Consider the following 17,822-nt stretch of genomic DNA (forward strand, 5'->3'; position numbering starts at 1 on the left):
GGCGTCGAGTGTGTATTCGACGCCGGACAGTTCTGCTGCAGCAGCGCTGGATAGTGCTCATGCGTTGGGTTTGGCGTTAACCACGATTGCATTGCCCTTCTTTGGTTTTCTGGTGCATGATCTGGTGTCAGTCGTTGCCGGGCAACAGCGAGCTCGCCTTGCCGGTCCACACAACGACCAACTCGTCTCTCGCTCGAGTAGCCGCCACGTACAACAGTGACCTCTCACGCTGCAAGGCATCCTCTCGCTCCCCCTCAGGCAAGGAGTCGATGATGTATGACCGAGGAACCGAGTTCTCTCCAACTCCTACCAGGACTACCTTCGCGAACTCCATGCCCTTGGCGCGGTGCATTGTCATGACCTGGGGAGTTCCCTTCGCAGAGGCGGAACCCCGATCGACGAAGGTAGCCCGCACGTTTCGTTCACCAAGTGCACGCGGAAGCGACTGACCTTCCTTCTTTGTCGATACGAGCAATCCGATCGACTCCGGATCTGTACCGGCCTCGATCCAGTCCTCGACGAGCTCGGCAACAACCTGATACTGCTCGGTGAGGTTGGATACCTCCAGGCGGTTCGGCTTCGGCCCGGTACGGGCCGACCGGTACCCCCCCGACGACTCGATCTGGTCCCCGAGGTCCGTGAACTCAGTTCCCGCGAGGATTCCCAGCGCAAAATGCAGGTTCTGCTCAGTAGTGCGATAGTTCAGCGTCAGCCGCCGCGAGCGGCCCACGATATTGATTCCGTAACGCCCGAGAACTACCCGCTGCCCGTAGATTCGCTGGTGAGTGTCCTCGGCAAAGAAGAGGTCGTTCTTGCCCTCGGGTACGAGTGCTCTCAATAGCAGAAACCTACTTGGGCTCAGATCTTGCGCTTCGTCGACGAGTACGTGGTCCGCCAAATCATTCGTGTCGTCGCGCAACACAGTCGAGGCAATCGCGGCGCGCTCCTCGTAATCAGTCGAACCCGACGCGGCAGCGGATGCTCGGTAACCAGCGATGACGTCCCACACCGCGTTTCGCTTCGCTCTGTTCAGAGACACCCCTCGTCCTGATCGCTTCACACGTAGATAGTCTTCGCGAGTGGTGACAAGGTTCGGCAGCACGATGAGGCTGTACTCGGCTTCGAAGAACGAGTCCACTTTGAGGTCGCTTGGCAGGTCGACGCCGTATGTCGCGATCGCCTGCTTCCATGCATCCTGAGCCTGGCTCTTGAAGACTTCCGCAGTGCGGGGGCCGAGAACCTGTGCGACTGCTCCGTTCCCGGAGGCTTCGCCCCCGAGCGCGGGCTCGTATTTGTGGAGGACGCGGGTCGCGATGGAGTCGACTCCCGCGATGAACACGCCGGACTGACCCAGATCGGTTGTTAGAGGAACCGACGCATCCAGTTGCCGAAATTGTGATCGCAGGCTCTCGGCAAGCGTTGAACCGTAGGTGGTGAGCACAATTCGCGCTGCCGGGTTCTTTCGATAGAGCTCACGTGCGCGATGCAGGAGGACGACAGTCTTGCCAGTTCCTGCTCCACCCGTCAGGCGGAATGGCCCGTTGGTGTCACGGCCCGCGTAGGTTCGCTGTTCCGGGTGTAGGAAGATACGCCACGCCGCGAAATCCGGCCGCTCGATCGCTTCGCGAAGCTCGTCGTTGTCCTCGATGAAGGCAAACTCCATCTGTGCGGCGGGATGCCGCAGTGCCTTGAGCAGCTTGTCGTCATCGGTGCCCTCGTCCGAAGTATCGGTGTCGAGGGTGTACTTGTCTTTGATGTCGGTCAGAGACGTACCCGTAAAGATATCCACGAGGGCGGTGCCTTGCCAGGTCGCGGGTGCCGACTCGGCATACTCGAGCAGCGCGTCCGGGTCGTTGATATCCAATGCGCCCGCGGCAAAATCGTGATCCATCCCTAGATCGGCCAGATGCTCTACCGTGAATTCCCTTTCCCGCAGCGTTTTCTCGGCGTGGGAGTCAGGAAGCTCCAGCGCTTCCGACCGTGCAGCCGTCACCGTTGGGGCGACGAAAACGGGCGGAAGATCCTCTACCGGCAGTAGTTCAGCCACACCGTTGCGCGGGTTGATCGTCATTCGGCGAGTCTGAGCAATCTTGATTGCCTCGTCGTGCTGGAACGTTCCGATGAAGACGTAGGACGCCTCCTGTCCACTCCCCTGAAGTTTGAACAACACTGCTCGGTTGGACAGGTCCACGCGGCCAGTTCGCGCGCGGGAATCAGCTGAGTTGTTGATCGGCTCGATGTGCAGACTCTTGTTGTCGTCGTTCGCTGACAACTTCGCAAGGAATGCGTAGGTCGCTTTGTGAAGACTTCCATCGATCTTGTCCAGCCCACGACCGATCACAATCTGGGGCACTGAGTCGCCTTCCTCCTGAACCAACGGTCAACTATGAGCACTAGCGCAACGCCGCAGCTTGAATCGCTTCTGCTACTGACTCGGCATCAGCCGCACACAGTGTCCACCCTGCCTCCGACAATTCCTGCTGATCTGTTCCGTCGAGCGTGGGATCGACTGCTATGCGCAACGTTGGCCACGAAATCTCCACCGGCAGCCCCGACACTTCTTCCCCAACCTCCGGCACCGGAACACCCAACTTTGCAAGGGCAGTCACCAACGCCTGTACGGGGCCGATCACCCCGTCGTAGACCTCGCGCCATGGTCCACTCAATGAATCACTATCGGCCGCAACAGGTTGAACGGGCGTATCGGCAGGTGCGATGCTCATCGACGCCGAGCTCAGGTGCCGCCGTGTGGTAACAACGGCGGTGAGTGGACGCAGTTCGAGCAGGTTGGACCAACGAAGCCACTCTCTCCACTGATCGCGCGTCTCCACTGACAGTGCCGCGTCATTGTCGTCGATGACGATGGCAATTTCGGCCTCGCCGAGTGACTTGCCCTCTGGGACTCGCACCGACACTGCGAAGCCCTGGTCACGCCATACGAGCGTGTCGCCCGCAGGTTTCTCGACGACGTTCCCGTCGATGAGACTCAGTGCCAGTTCTGCCGGTGCCGCACCGCCGGTGCGTGTCGCAGAAGTACCCATCCCCATGATTGCCATGACCGGTAGCCAATGAGCAAGGTTTCGACGAGGGTGGGCTTGCGGGCTCTGCATCCACGCCAGGAGAAGGTCGATGCTCGTCGCAAAGACCAGGTCTATCGAGCCTTTCGCGAGTTGATCGCCCGCCATCTTCAAGAGGTTCGGAATGTGATCCGCGTTCAGAACCGTGGACGTCGACGGGTTCCCCTCCAAGTCCTGGTGAGTGACAGCGACTACCTGATATCCGCCGTCGCGGAGATTGCGTCGCTTCTCGGCGTCGTCCGCCAGTCGGTTCGTCGCCGGGCTGGCATGGAATTGCCAACCGTCCGTGAATATTGCCGTTGGCGGGACATCGGGTGTCGCCGATGTCAGAACGAAGTCGGGTTTACTGCCCAGGATGTTCTCCTGAGGCCGCAGACTCCACCTGTTGGACGACCCGAGCGCGACGTCCCAAGCGACTCCCCTATCGGTTGGTTTCTCCACGATGGTCGCGCCCAGAGCTTTCAGCCTTTCGGCGAAGACCACACGGAACCGACGTTCCAGATTGGACTCGTGGTCGATTGACGCAGGCTCGTCGGCCGTGATCGGCCATGGCATTGTGTCCGGGATCGGTGACTCGTCGTCGCTAGGCAGTTCGCGACCCAGCAACAGAGTTCGTAGATGGCGTACGGCAGCACTTCGCGACGTGAACTTCACATCGGGGAACGATGCGAAGGGCAGCAAGCATTTTTCGCAGGCCAGCTTCCCGGCGTACTGGCACTCACACGAAGCGACGACATCATGTGCGAGCCGAAGTACGTCCCAGATCGCTTGTGGATCAGCGAGATCCGACAGATAACCCGTTCCACCGGGAACTACGTCATGCAGTAAGAGACCGGGCCGGTTGTCCCCGTTGAGAGATGGGTCGCTGACAGAAACAATCTGCAGATGATCAGGATCTCCACCGATCCGTTCTCGCAACCCGAGTAGCACCGCGGCAGATAGCGAGGGGACAGCGAAAGAATCTCCCCACGTCACCGAAGGCGGCAGCCGAAGGACAAGGCCCTCCGTGATCAACGAGCGCGCCAGTGCGACCGAGACAGTCGACTCTTCGAGCGCCTTTCTGTACGAGCACCAAGGTCGGTGCTCGCCGGCCGAGTTTCGTCGAGTATCAGTGTCGAGCTTCCCGCATTCGGAGCACACACGGAACATTGCGGATTCGACTTCACCGCCGGCCAGCAACCGCGACGAACCACCACCCCGGCTCCCACCGGTATTGATCCATCGGATCGTCATCGAACGACGGTGAGTTGCGCCAAAGCCGAGACCGTCCACGAACCAGCGCCGGGTGAACGACTTCGGGTCGATATCGGCTGCGGTGATGATGGTGTACGGGGTACGTAGCCGCTCTTCTCGCCCGTCGTCGATGGATGCCTCTTCGCGACGAATGACAGCCGAGACGCTCGACAGCTCGACAACGGGTAACCGCTGGCCTATGTCGCCGATCGCAACAGTTCCACACCGGGGGCACTGCGACGGCGCGACCCCGCCTCCTCCGAGATCGGCGACGAAACCGCATTCGGGACAGCATGCCCACTCGCGAACGGCGTCTCCATCCGCACCGAGGTCCACTGCATCGATAGCGATGGCGAATCCGCTTGCGTAGAAGGTTGATCCGGGTGCGAAGTCTCGCAGTGCCTGAGCTGAACCTCGGCTCAACTCGAACTCGGTGTGTTCGAACTCCTGGGTCTCAGGGTGAATCCAGTTGACCGATACCGACAGGGTCACAGAGTCGTCCAGCAGCGTGTAGTTGGGGAAGAGTCCGAACGATTCGAGTGCGCTGATCCAGTACTCGGACCGGAGTTCTGCGAGTTGGTTACGCACCAGTCGTTGCGCCGCGAGCGCGGTCCGGTACGCCACCTTGTCTTCCTCGGTCGCAACCGTACTGTTGAAGGCCGTCAGCAACTCTGGGATAGCAGCTTCGACAGCCTTCAGACGATGCTGCAACGTCTCAACCCGGTGCGTCCACTCCACTGACGCTGCATGGCAACGAGATGCCAATTCACTGCTCTCGGAACCACTCTGCGGCGCAGTGAAAGCGCGCAACCGCTCGGCTACATCAGAGGCAAGGGTGGAGAAACCAGCGACGAATTCGTCGACGTACCGTGCCGAATGGTTCTCGGCATCGGCGATCAGCGTGCCCAGGTAGGTGGTGGGTCCAGTGGCAGCCAGAGCGTCCGGTGTCGTCCTCGGATGAGGTGCGTTCTGTTGACGAGCAAGACGGTCGGCGACCGATGCCAGGAACTGGCGCCGAAGAATCTCCTCCGCGTCGAGGTAGGTGGCGGGCGGACGCACCGCTCCGTTGATGGTGGCATGGGGATCGGCGAACCGCGGCAACTGATCTCCGCGTGCGGTGACGTAGGCCAGCGCCAACGCATTTCCGGTGAGTCGGCCGGCGCGGCCCACCCGTTGGAGGTACGACGCTACCGTCCGCGGGAGTGAGGACAGCATCACGGCGGACAGATCGCCGATATCGATGCCCATCTCGAGCGTCGGAGTGGCGACAAGGACATTCGGCGCGTTGGGAGGCGGATTGGTCTCCTTGAACTGAGACTCGTACTCCAACCTTTTCTCATCCGGCAGCAGCGAGGTGTGTTCGCGGGCAACGACTCGGCGGATGTCGTTGACGGCGTACATCTGTTGATAGAAGTTCGCGGCTATTGGCGACTGCTCCAGCTTGCCGGTGCAGTTGACAGTCAAGCACGGGCCGCCCTTGAGCTGGTCGATGGTTTCCTGCCCGCTGACGATGGAGTCACCGCAATGCGAGCACACCAAAGCAACCGCTTCTTCGCTGTCGACTGCACGGGCCACTATCGATACCGGCGATAGATGGAACGTCCGAGTCAAAGCACCACCCGGTAGTTCGCCGATCACGTCGCGGTGGCTCAACCGCTCGAACAGTAGGCGACTCAGCACTGCGCCTTCGGCAGGTGTGACCTCGAGTGTCTTGGCGGCCCAACTCGCATACCAACCTCGAGCCGACGCGATCGGCTCGAAATCGCTGTCTCGACGGTTCGTGGTCCCCAGCATCGGGAACCCCGGGGCCGATGTCCCACGACCGAAGCCCGGCATTCCTTGACTCCGCTTGCGACCGCCAGTGATCCACCACCGGTTTCCGTCGTCGGTTCGGTACTTCTCGAACCACTCGTGGGCGATCGCGCCTCGGTTCCGCATTCGCTCGACAGTCCCTCGAACCCACCTGATCAGCTGCGCATCGCCGATGGTGTCGGTAGTCAGCTGGACGTCCTGCCCATCGAGAACTTCTTTGGCGCACGACAAGAGAACGGCGCGCGAGATGTTCACCTCGGCGAGAGCTGTGCCGGTTCTCGTCAACGTTCGACCGACGCCGGAGCGAAGGCCGAATTCCATCTCGATGTCGAGTTGTAGTCGCTGGGTGACGAAGCCGGTCAATGTCGTCGACGATCGCCCCAAGCGTGCCGTACTCCAGAACTTCGAAAAGTCGTCACGATCTGCCAGTTCAGGCGGGAGTAGCCGGTAACGTTTTGCGCGGTCGTTACCGGCCATGGTGACCATTTTGTGAGCAAGTGCGTCGAGGCTCATGTCGCCGTCGGCGAGCGCTTGCCGGATCAGCGTGCGCAGTGTGAGCGCCCTCGACCGTGCCTGGACAAAGCCCGCGCGGTGAGCTGCGTCTTGGACGCTGTCGGTGAACACCAGCGCTCGCTTCTCCCTCGGGTCCAGCCCCGGTGTTCCGAACAACGTGGACAGCGAGACGGACAGCATCGTCGCTATCGCGGATCCCAGGAATCTAATCCCATCGCGCTGCCGGCAGGACGGGCAGACGTCGCGCACCGAGTCTTCACCGGCGGTGTCGCCGACGTTGACCAAAACCGGCAACGCGCCCCCCTCCGCCACTACTGATTCGGCAGGACGCTGCGACGAGAGGCAGCGATCATCGACCGCAAGCCAATTCAGCTCGGAACCAGTGACAGTTTTGGCGGTCAAAGATGTCGACGAAGAGGTCGATTCGGCGACCTCGTCTCCCTCAGAAGGGGCGTGAATCAGTGCCCGGAATCTGTCGTCGTCTCCTAGCTTCCGGCGACGGATAGTGGTGTCGTCCACGTCGAGGTCCGAACCGGTGGGAGCCAGCAAGACGCCCCAGCCCGACCTGTTGCAGTGCCGACAGTACAACGCCGGCAGGAAAGGTGCCGTCGGTCCATCTGCGTCCGCATCGTCTACGACCAGACCGTCATCACCCCAAGCGAAGTGGGGCGCACCGGATGCAGCACGATCGAGCCGGGTGAGTTCTCGTATCCACAGGTGTACGTCCACGGACGGCGCGGTGCGACCGGACACGGCACGGACGTGGCTCAAGGTGGTCACTAGCGAGCGAAGCGCGTTGGCAAGAATGTGCGGATCGACGCGAGAAAGATCAGCTGACGCAGCGACGACGTTACCGGCAAACAGTTCCGGGTCTGCCAGCTCGCCAATGGCAACAGCGGCTTCACAACGTCGGATCAAACGGCTGAAGACCGGATGTGCCTTGACCAGATCCAGACTCGCTACATCGATCTGATTGTCGGTCAAACTTTCAGGGTGGGTGAACAACGCACTAAGTACCGCGCGTGCAACCTCGGTGGGATCATTATCGTCATCGGGTGAGGCGGCCGCGAGCCGCAGAACCCGATCCTCGTCGATTGCGGCCGGGCGGATCTCGAGGCCGGCGAGCCTCGATTCCGCGCCCGCGGCCCACTCAGACAGAGTCTCGCGGGATTCGGTAACCACAGCGTCATCACTGAATTCATCGCCGAACACCGTGCGCGCAAATTCGAGCATCGTCGACGGATCATTACCATCACCGAGTGTCGCCGACGTAGCAACTGGTGTAACTCGGCCCAGCGGGCGGGACCACTCCTCGGACGATACGTCCGGCTCATCCTCAGACCAATGGCTCTTCAGCGTCATTCCCAAGCGGCGAAGGAGCATAGACACATCGGTGCCCTGAGCACCGTCATATGTATGAAACTCGTCCAGAACCAGATACTGCAGGCTGGTTGCGCTCTGACGCCACAAGTCGGCATCGGCATGCCGTAGGAGTAGTTGGTCGAGCATCTTGTAGTTGGTGAGTAGAACATCCGGCGCAACGCTACGAATTACGTCGCGGTCGGTAATGAGTCCGTCACTGCTCACAATTGTTCTGCTCGAACCTTTTTCACCGGTGTAGAGCGCAGCGGTGATACCACCGAGCTCCTTGTGTTGCGTGATCAGGGCGGCGAGGCGTTGCGCCTGGTCGTTGGCGAGAGCATTCATCGGGTACAGGATGATTGCCTTGGTACCTGTGACGCCCTGTCGCTTTGAACGAAGAACGTGATCGAGAATCGGGTAGAGGAATGCTTCAGTTTTTCCCGATCCGGTGCCCGTAGTGACGAGCGTCGGTAGCGGCCGCAGCTTGTCCGGTCCGAGATTGGCGCTGCTGAGTCGCTCGAATGCCGCGGCCTGGTGGCCGTAGGGTGTCAGACCGCCGACCCACTCCAACGACTCCCGCCAGCCGGGTTCAGCTGGTCGGAACGGCATCCGGAGACGCAGGTAAGGCCCTCGGAACATTCCGGTGGTCGGATGCTCAAGAAAAGTATCGAGGGCACGACGGGCGTCCGGGTCAGCGAGAGCAAAGGTGGTACCGAGGTAGTCCAGCAAGCTGGCGGTGATCCGCTCGGCTTGAGCGAGGGGCAGAAGCTCGGACGCCATCAGTGTGTCTCCATCGGTGTTCCGCCTTGAATGCCCAGCCGCCGCTCAAATTCTGCATACGCTTCACGCATGTCTGCTTCTCGATCCAAGAACAGAAACGGCAGCTCATAGCTGTAGGTATTGCCCGACGGGTTGGTGGCGGTGCGCTCCTCCTCGTTGATCGAGTCTCCCTTGCGGCGCCAAACGCTCAGTACCTCGTTCGGTACAAGTCGCCCGTTGATGTCGTAAAGGTACGTCTTGCGGTCGTATCCGTAGAGCACCGGAAACTGCGTGCGGTAGATGGTGCATAATTCGTCCGCCGTTAACCCGAGTCCCAGCGCAACAAGGGCATCAATCTCGACGAGCGCTTGACGGCGGTCAGCTGCGACACGAAGAGGGGTCCGAGGCGTCCAAATTCTATCCAAACCATCCAAGGGTTCGCGGCGTGAATGCACCAATCCTCCAGCCCACCCATCAGACATTGCCACGTAGTCGAAGCTTGATTCCCAGAGCAGGGAATATGAATTTGTTAGAACGTTGAGCCGCAGCGCCCGGAGCGCTATTGCTACACGCAAACGTGCATCTAGGACATAGGGAAGCCTTCCGATCCATGCACCACGAATATCATTCTTCGGAGCAGATCGAATTGCAAAGTCCCCAATTAGCGACGACAAAATACCCACGACAGCCGCCAGTTCGGAGTTTGCGTGTAGTGGCATCGCAAGGGCAGAAATTCCGTCAACGTGAGCGGCACCGGGTGGTATCACTGCAGGTATTAGCGTTCGCTCACCCGTGTTTGCCGCCATCCTTCGCCAAGCTACCCGATAGCAGTCCCGCGCACGCACCGTTTTCAATACCCCATCCTCACCCGTCACCTCCCATGACGTGTACGCAGCGTCGTATCTCGTCCGGCTCCCGACAGGTTTGTATGACGTAGCTGGGATCGCGTCCGGCGCGAGCGCTTCAAGATCCACGCTCGACCAATCACGATTACTAGCCATCGACTCATTAGGCGATTTAAAGAATGGATTACCGACATGAATATGCGGGCCTTGTAGGATAACCGATGACCATCCTTCGGGGTGCCCCCAATTCTTCACAAAACGGCCTTTAGTGAAATCGGCACCTTCATCCCATCCGAGAGAATAGCCCGGCTTGAGGCCACCGATACGGGGGTTGAGAGATAACTTCGCCAAGGCCTCTGCAGCTGAACGGTTGACGGTATAAACCATTCGGGACTGCCGAACAGGCACCTCCGGCGCTTCCAGCACATCCTTCCACGACCTCAGAACACCATCGTCGACTTCGATGATGCGATCGCGGTGCGGACGAAGATCCCAGTTTCCATCGGGATCCTTCAGGCCAGGTTCCGCTCCTGCTCCCTCATGGACGAGTGATCTATCGACGGTATCCGGATGATAAAGCGATGTAGCCGACAAGAAACTAGGCTCACGAATTGCGCCGTAAACATGCACCCCAAATGTAACGAGGTTATGTATCTCGTACAGCGCCAGTTCGTTTACGAATTGCCAATGACGCCGCAGTCGACCATAGGCGGCTTGCCGGAGCAGTCCGGCCTTTTCATCAGTGAAGTGCGATTCCGGATGAATCAGAGTTACAATTCCGGCGCTGGAACTGTTACGCCAAGTCTGTTCCATAAAACAACGATAGAGATCTGGCCTCAAACCCTTGAGGTGTGGGAAAAATCGAGAGTCCGATACATACTCTCGCACTGCTACCAGGGCAGTAACCTGATCGAGATAGAACGCGACAGCGTCATTCGAGCCCAACACGGCTGCCCTCAGTTCCACTGCCCGAGCGGTCGAGATCTTGGTCTCAAGTGCGAACGTTGCATCAAATTCGCCCAAGGCCGCTGTCTCGTCGAAATCCGGCCTGACCCACGGCGGATTCCCGACCTGCAAATCGAAGCCGCCCCCTGCGAACACAGGGGCAAACTCAAGCTCCCAATGAAAAAACCCCTGCCGCTTGGCAACCCGCTCAGCAACAAGCAACCAAGGCCACTCGGTCTTCAGGGCATCAATTTTCGCAACCTGCGCGAAGACGAGCTCGTTGGACTCTGTGACTTCGAGTTCATCCCAGGTCGAAATGGCGAACAAATTGAGCTGTCCGTCTTTCTTCTCACGCGCAGATTTCGCAACCGGCGAGCCCAGCAACCTGCTCATGGTGTCGATCCACTGATCGAGAGTAGGCGGTACCACGAGATCGCCGTGCACGGATACGTCGTCGTCCACCAGGGGCCAAAACCAGAGCGCACACCAAGCGTCCATCAGTCGACGGAGCCGCCTGTACGCACCGTCGGGGTTGGCGAGTGACTGCTCGATTTCGTCGCGACTCACGGCGGTCTCGACAACCTCCAGGTCGCGACCCCACACGGGTATCGTCCTGCGGATCTCGCGCTCGGCGAGCTCAAGCCTCTTGGATGCCAATAGCCACAGAGTCTCGACTCTGCCTGCGAGTTCTTTGAGCTTGCGCAGCTGCTCAGCGGTCGGGTTCGTCTTGAGTTCCCTGCGCCACGTCTTGAGATCAGCGAGGGCTTCCGGCGCGAGCTCTCGGGCTTCGCGTGCGTCTACCGATGAGCCCCAACCGCTGGTGGGGAGCAGAAAGTGGTGAATTCCGTTCTTAACGCCGGTGATCGGCTGTCCGGGCGCACTGTCCGCAAACCGGATATCGACCGGGGTGGCGTCCAGCCAGTTACGGGACGTCAATTGCCCACTCGGAATGAGTGCGCGCCGTGCGCCAATGAGCGAATTGCCTCGACGTAGGTGGAGACCAAACCATGGAGCATCAAGATCTTTCGCCATAGTGTCGAGCCACAGCGAGATCTCGGCAAACTCGACAGCCGTGGCGTTGAGGTCCACTCCGTACACTTGATGCAAAGCAATATATGCCTTCACCCGTTGCAGCTCGACTGGATAATCCTCGGGCTCAACTCGCTCACCCAGCTCACGTTGGCGTCGTGTCAGATACTGATCCGCAAGCTGACGCACAGCCTCGATCGCGAACGCACCCGAACCCAGCGCAGGCTCGCAGACCGTAAGACCGAGGATCTCGTCTGCAGTAGTCGTCGACCCGTCTTGATCGAGAAGTTCCGCGAGAGCTTGCCCGACAGTAAATTTTGTCAGCACTTCGGGTGTGTAGTAGGACGCCGACTGTTGACGCTCACGGCCGGCCAGCCGATAGACGAACGCGCCCAGTTCGTGTCGCACTTTGACAGGTTCGCCGGTGAGATCATTTTTCACCGCGACGAAATCAGCTTCCGCGATTCCCTTGGTTCGACCCTCCGGGACGACCCAGGATCCCTTCGACGAGTCACCGTTCTTCGCCACCTCGTACAGGGTGTCTTTTGCGAAGAAGCCCGTGTAGCTCATCAACCCCTCGTACACGGCACCGAGCTGATTGATACCGAGATCAGCGTAGGAGATGAACCCGCGGTCGCGTCCTCGAGACTCCTTGCTGAGCAGCAGATGGCGCAGCACCTTCTGCACAGCCGAGTTGCTGAGCTTGACCTCGTCGATCAAGGATGTTGCGGCCGGGAGGAAGAGGTCGGCTTTGAGGTTCCGGAACGTCAAGCCCTGGGCTCGCGTCGAATCATCAGAGGAGCCGTTGTGGCCGCTGTCCACCCACTGGCACAGCACGTGCAGCGAATCGTAGAAGTGCGTGCCGTCCTCGGCTCGCGGCGTGACCAACTCAACGAGGAGTAGCTCGCGGAGACGGTCGAGGCTGTAACCGCGCTCATAGGTTTGTTCACCCGTGGGTAAGACGCCGAGTTCGGGACGAGCTTCTGCGTACAGCAAAAAGAGGATCCGATAGAGGTAGCGCAATGACTGCGCCGCAAGGGTCTGCGCCTGGGAGTCCGGCAGCGGGTCTAGTTTTCCATCGCGTCGGCGGGTAACGACGTCGTTAGCGATGAGTTCGATCGACAGTCGTACACCCTCGCGAAGGTCCTTGGACACCCCCACCGTGTGCTTGGCGGACTCGTCGATGACAGTGGTCCACCAGATGTTGCCCTCGGCGTCCGGGGCAAGCGACTCTGCCGACACACAGGTCAGTGCTCGATCGGTTTCACCACCCCGCTTATCGTCGTTGCGTTCGCACACGAGTTGCAGATCGACCGCGAGGTAGCGTCCCTCCAGCCATCGGCTTCGCTCAGTGATGAGTGCCGTCGAGCCGGCAAGCACCAGCATGAACTGCGGCCCATCCTCCAGCGTTGCGAAATGGGACAGCAGTTGTGCGACGGACTGGAGCGACTCCCCCGGCGCGTCATCTTCTCCGCTCCGGAATGTGCTTCGCAGTGTCTTTTCGTCTTTCGACAACAGCTGTTCGACGCTGAGCTCCGCGGCACCTTCCACGATGACCAGTGGCGCCGGGCCCGTGAGACCGCGAGCGCGTACTGCGAGTGCCGGACCGCCCTCACTGTCAGTTGCACCTAGGCGAGCGAACTCCCAACGCAGACCCCCGAATCCGAATATCGTCCGAAGGTTTGCATACAGCGACTCGAGCGCCTGCTGGTCTGCCACCTCGGCAAGGTCCAGGAATTTCCGTGTCAGATCTCCACGTTGCGCCGTAAAAAGCGAACGCGCAGTGGGTTGATTATTGGCTTTGTCGGTCTCCCACTGCTTGCGCCGTTCGAGTACCCGGGCATTGAACGACTGGGATGTGGCATCGGTGGTGAAGTAGTGCTCGCTGATGAAGTCTTCACCGACTATCAGCGCGTCGGACGCGATGCTCACTGATCGATCTCCCTCATCGTGCTTGCGGCCTGTAGGTCGAGTTCGACTGGAACCGCCACCAGAAGTGGACGGATCAGACGACGGTCCGGGTTCATAGCCGCTGCAGCGTCACGCTCATGCATGACGCGTTCAGTTCGCTGTCGTAATTCATCGCGTTGAGTCAGAGCGTTGGCTTCGTGAGTCCACCGCTCGGCGCGCAAGGTCCACGTTCGAATGCGGGACTCGGTTTCGTCGCGGATAGCGGCTGCCTGCTGCTCTGCTGCAGAATCCGCTGCGCGGACCGCAGCGGCCACTACGAGGAGCAGTGGGGCGACGTCGCCCAAGTCACCTCGATTGATATCTCCGAGGCCAAGGGCGGCTATAGCGTCCGAGGATCCATTGTGCGGGAGCGCGAAGTTGAAACTCGGGTTACTCAGATCCGGAAACGACACTGTGTAATACGAGGCGGCAACCACCTGACCTCGAGAGTTGGTCTGCGTAACCTGCACCAGCACAGTCGTGTCGGCCACCGATCCACGCACCGCAAAGATCTGCCGGCGCCCGAGGTCAGCGAGGGATCGATCCGCCGCCCAGTCCAGAATGGGATGCAGTGGAGCGAGAAAGTGAGCCTCGGGCCACGTTGAGGTGGACTCCCCCGCACGTGCGGACCGGAGCTCCTCCTCTCCTCGCAGCGGGGTGAGCGCAAGTTTGTACGTATCGGTGACGGACCGAGCACGAAGATAGGACTGCGGCAGCACTTGGAGTCGCTGCTTCAGGTCGCGCGGTGGCGTGAGGCTCGCAATCGACTGCGCCTCATGAACTTTCCATGACACCCCGTTCGGTGCCGGTTGCCTCGGTGTTTCGATGAACTCTTCCAAAGCGTCGGAGAGATACGCGAACTCGGACGGGTACACGTCCGCGGATTCTACGAAGCTTGGAGTCGGCGCGGGCGTGGCTTCCTCGTCTGCCGCTACCGATCCATCGCCAAGGCCGAGTTGTGCAAGCAGGCCGTCGAGTCCCCCACCTGACACGACTTGATCCACAGATCTCACCACCGACTCCAGGCTTTTTTCGCCGGCAAGCACCTTGCGAATTGCCTCTTCCTCGGCGGCAACGTCGTAAGTGCCCATGAGCGACGAGGACTCGCCCAAGGCCTTGTGTGCCTCGTGTTCTCGCTCCACCAATCGCGTCAACACCCTGAGGTCACCGGCAAAGTGAGTGGTCGATGGAGTGAGGAGAAGCGTCACGATCCGAGGACGGTGTCGCTGACCGTAGCGGTCGATGCGACCATTGCGCTGCTCGATGCGGATGAGGCTCCACGGAATGTCGTAGTGCACCATGTCGTGACACTGAGAGTGAAGGTTGACGCCTTCCGACGCAACATCACCGGTCACCAAAATACGGATCGGCGAGGATTCGAGCTTGAACGATTCGACAATGTCCTGCTGCTCAGTATCGCTGAGCCCGCCGTGCAGCACAGTGACGTTCCCCAAATCACTTCCATCGGTGAGCGTCATCTTCAAGTCGGCCGACAACGCCTGTGCGAGAGCCTTGAGTGTTGCAACTCGCTCGGCGAACACGACGACGCGAGTATTGCCGTTGCGCTTCACTCCGATCTCGGCCAGGTAGTCGAGCAGAGCAATGTACTTGGCCGACTTGCGCAGCGGGGTTGCTTGGACCAACTCATCGAGATGATCTAGGGCGCTGATCTCCCGCGCTGCGTCGAGGTCATCGGGATCCAACCGCTTGCGGCGCTCGGTTATCGACTGTGTCAGCGCATCGGGCGAGGAGAGGTACGCCTTTGCGAGCACCCATGGGAACAACCGTGTCGATCCCGAGTACGCCGACCGGCCCTGCTCGGGCCAGAGCCACACATCTTCTAGTTCACGGGCCACCGCATCCTCACTCGCCGACGCCGGTACCGTGATGTTTCGCGGCGGCTGACGTTCCGCCCACGCGTCGCCGACCTCGCTGGCTACATCGGGATGGTGCCGATGTCGCCGAATCACCAGCTTCTTCACTTGTTCGGTGTCGAGCTCGCCCGAGGGGGATACCGCGCTCGGATCGAGCATGCGAATGAGCTCGGCAAACGATTCCGCGCGACCGTTGTGCGGTGTCGCCGACGCCAGAATCAAAGCATCGGTTCGCGAGGCAAGCAGGCGTGCGAGTCGATTGTTCTGCGCCGCAACATTGGTGACGTTGTGCGACTCGTCGATGACGACCGCATCCCACTGCTGCTTACGGAGGTGGTTCAGGTAGCGGTCGCTTTTGAGAGTGTCGATCGAGATGATGACCCGCTTGTAATAGGTGAACGGGTTCCGGGTGGCAGGTAGAATTTGCCGAATCCGTTGAATGCCAGCCGAATCGAGACGGACGAACGGCAGCGCGAAACGAGTCCACAGCTCCATCTGCATCTGCTCGAGCACGTGCTTGGGTGTCACGACCAAGATTCGTTCACCACGGCCTCGGCGCACCAACTCGGCGAGAATCATCCCGATCTCGAGAGTTTTTCCCAACCCGACGGCGTCAGCAAGCAGGATACGGGGTCGGAGGTTGTCGGGATCGAGAGCCTGACGCACTGCCTTGAACTGGTATTCGAGAGGTCTGGCCAGTGCCCGGTGCGCAGTGGCCAAACTCGGATCCGCAATCGCTACAGGTGTCTTGCGAAGCATGGATTCCAACCACAGTCGCGATCTACGAAACTTATCGGAGGTATCGGCGACGACCGTGACATCAGTGGGATCGACGACAATCACCGTATCGAGCGCCGTCGAGAAGGACGCCTCGGTGTCGCGAACCAGATCCGAGAGCCCCAACACGTGGACAACGTGGCCGTCCGATGTCGGTTCGACCGAGGAGACCAACCATTCCTCGTCGCGAACCTCGACGATCGACCCTGGTGCGGCGTTGAACGGGCGATCGTCCATTGCACCTGAACTCTCGGGGGTAACGCTCAATGTCACGCGCGGTGGTCCTCTCGCCTGTTCGATGCCGACTTGAACACAACCCTAACGGTCAGTTCGTTAGGCCGACGCAGGTTCCTCGAAGGTCACTCCGGTGACTGCTTCTCCGAATGGCCAGGCTTGGTCACACGGCGGCAAAAGCATCGTGATCGAGCTGGACGTCGTTCGAACTAGCTGGTCTCACCAATTCGACAGGCGAAGCGTCTTCTCGACGTGTCATCCACTTGCTCCTGATCTTTGAATCGAGCTGCAACCTCGACGGCACAAGCCCGAAGGCAGCGGCAAGCGCGTGCACGGCCAGCCTGGGTGGCATTGCGTTGCCCACTTGTTGCGCCCACGCAGAGTCGACCCACGGGTAGTCGGCTGGAAAAGTTTGCAGTCGACCTGCCTCATGTGGCGTGAACCGGCTTTGCTCGACGCCTTGTCGATCAAGGATGCGATTGCGTGACACTTTGCCCGTGACGGTAGCCGAAGGCTGGTCCGAGGTCCGCCGACCACGTGCGGTAGAGATGCCTCCCGATCCGTAGTTCGATACGACCTCGAACCATCCTGATCTGCTCAGCGCGCTGCCCATCGTCTCCCATGGCTCGAGGTCCGGCGTGCCGCTACCTCGTTTCATTCCTGCGCTATACGACTGGTGGCTCTCTCTTGGGCGGATTGGCGTGACGGTCCGGTTTGCAACCAACACCGCTCTGCGCCGAGTCTGGGGTACACCGAATTGTTCGGTTCGAAGTACTTTGCACTCCACTTGATAACCGAAGAACTCCAGCGCAGGCTTCATCGCCTCCCACACCGGCAACACGGTCTGCACTTGCTCCAGGACGACTGCCTCGTAGGGGTTCCCCGCGACATAGGCATCTCTGACCCACCGAAGAGGCTCCAGCACAAGACCAGTTCGGTCATCACCGAGATTCGCAAGCTCGCCTCGAATGTCTTCGCCGTGCACCACGCGTTCGATCAGGTCGATGACAACGCCGATCGAATCACGGCCGGTTCCTGATCCCGCCACTGTGAAGGTCTGACAGGGCGGGCCGCCTGCAAGGACGGTCGCACCCGGGAAGTTGGCGGGCCCGAGCTCACGGACGTCATTCTGCGTGGTGTCCAAACCCGCCTGCCGACGGGTGGCGCACGCATCCTCGTCCCATTCGATACCGTGAGTTTCCATACCGAGCCACGTAGCGGCGACATCGATGCCCCCGGGACCCGCGAACAGATCGACGACCGAGTGCGATGACAAATCGGTAACTACGTCGCGACTGTCGTCCATGAACGCGAAGCTTACGACAAGCGGTAGTCGATGTCCTCGAGCCTGCAGCTATCCGCGTCACCGCAACGTCGTACAGTCTCATTCGACTCAGGATCACCCATACCGG

The 17,822-nt window shown here is 60.2% G+C and carries 5 protein-coding genes; all 5 read right to left on the reverse strand.

Annotated features, from left to right (window positions below; translation table 11 throughout):
• Positions 1 to 127 precede the first annotated feature (127 nt).
• The 5 genes from AC5WEY_RS21460 to AC5WEY_RS21480 all read right to left on the reverse strand — a co-directional run bounded on the left by AC5WEY_RS21460 (position 128) and on the right by AC5WEY_RS21480 (position 17,716).
• Positions 128 to 2,353 (reverse strand): 3'-5' exonuclease, encoded by a 2,226-nt coding sequence (locus tag AC5WEY_RS21460; protein ID WP_495647448.1) that lies wholly within the window; start codon positions 2,351 to 2,353, stop codon positions 128 to 130.
• A 40-nt stretch (positions 2,354 to 2,393) separates the two neighbouring features.
• Positions 2,394 to 8,777, reverse strand: coding sequence for a DEAD/DEAH box helicase (locus tag AC5WEY_RS21465; RefSeq protein ID WP_495647449.1), 6,384 nt, complete (start codon positions 8,775 to 8,777; stop codon positions 2,394 to 2,396).
• Entirely contained in the window at positions 8,777 to 13,507 is a 4,731-nt protein-coding gene (locus AC5WEY_RS21470; RefSeq protein ID WP_495647450.1) for an Eco57I restriction-modification methylase domain-containing protein, read from the reverse strand. Before AC5WEY_RS21470 ends, AC5WEY_RS21465 begins: the two co-directional genes overlap by 1 nt.
• Positions 13,504 to 16,449 (reverse strand): helicase-related protein, encoded by a 2,946-nt coding sequence (locus AC5WEY_RS21475; protein ID WP_495647451.1) that lies wholly within the window; start codon positions 16,447 to 16,449, stop codon positions 13,504 to 13,506. The genes AC5WEY_RS21470 and AC5WEY_RS21475 overlap by 4 nt, the downstream gene beginning before the upstream one ends.
• 124 nt (positions 16,450 to 16,573) lie before the next feature.
• Positions 16,574 to 17,716 carry a DNA cytosine methyltransferase gene (locus tag AC5WEY_RS21480; RefSeq protein ID WP_495647452.1) on the reverse strand — a complete coding sequence of 381 codons (1,143 nt, stop codon included), beginning with the start codon at positions 17,714 to 17,716 and terminating at the stop codon, positions 16,574 to 16,576.
• Positions 17,717 to 17,822 lie beyond the last annotated feature (106 nt).

It is taken from the genome of Rhodococcoides sp. S146-33 (genome assembly GCF_059489205.1).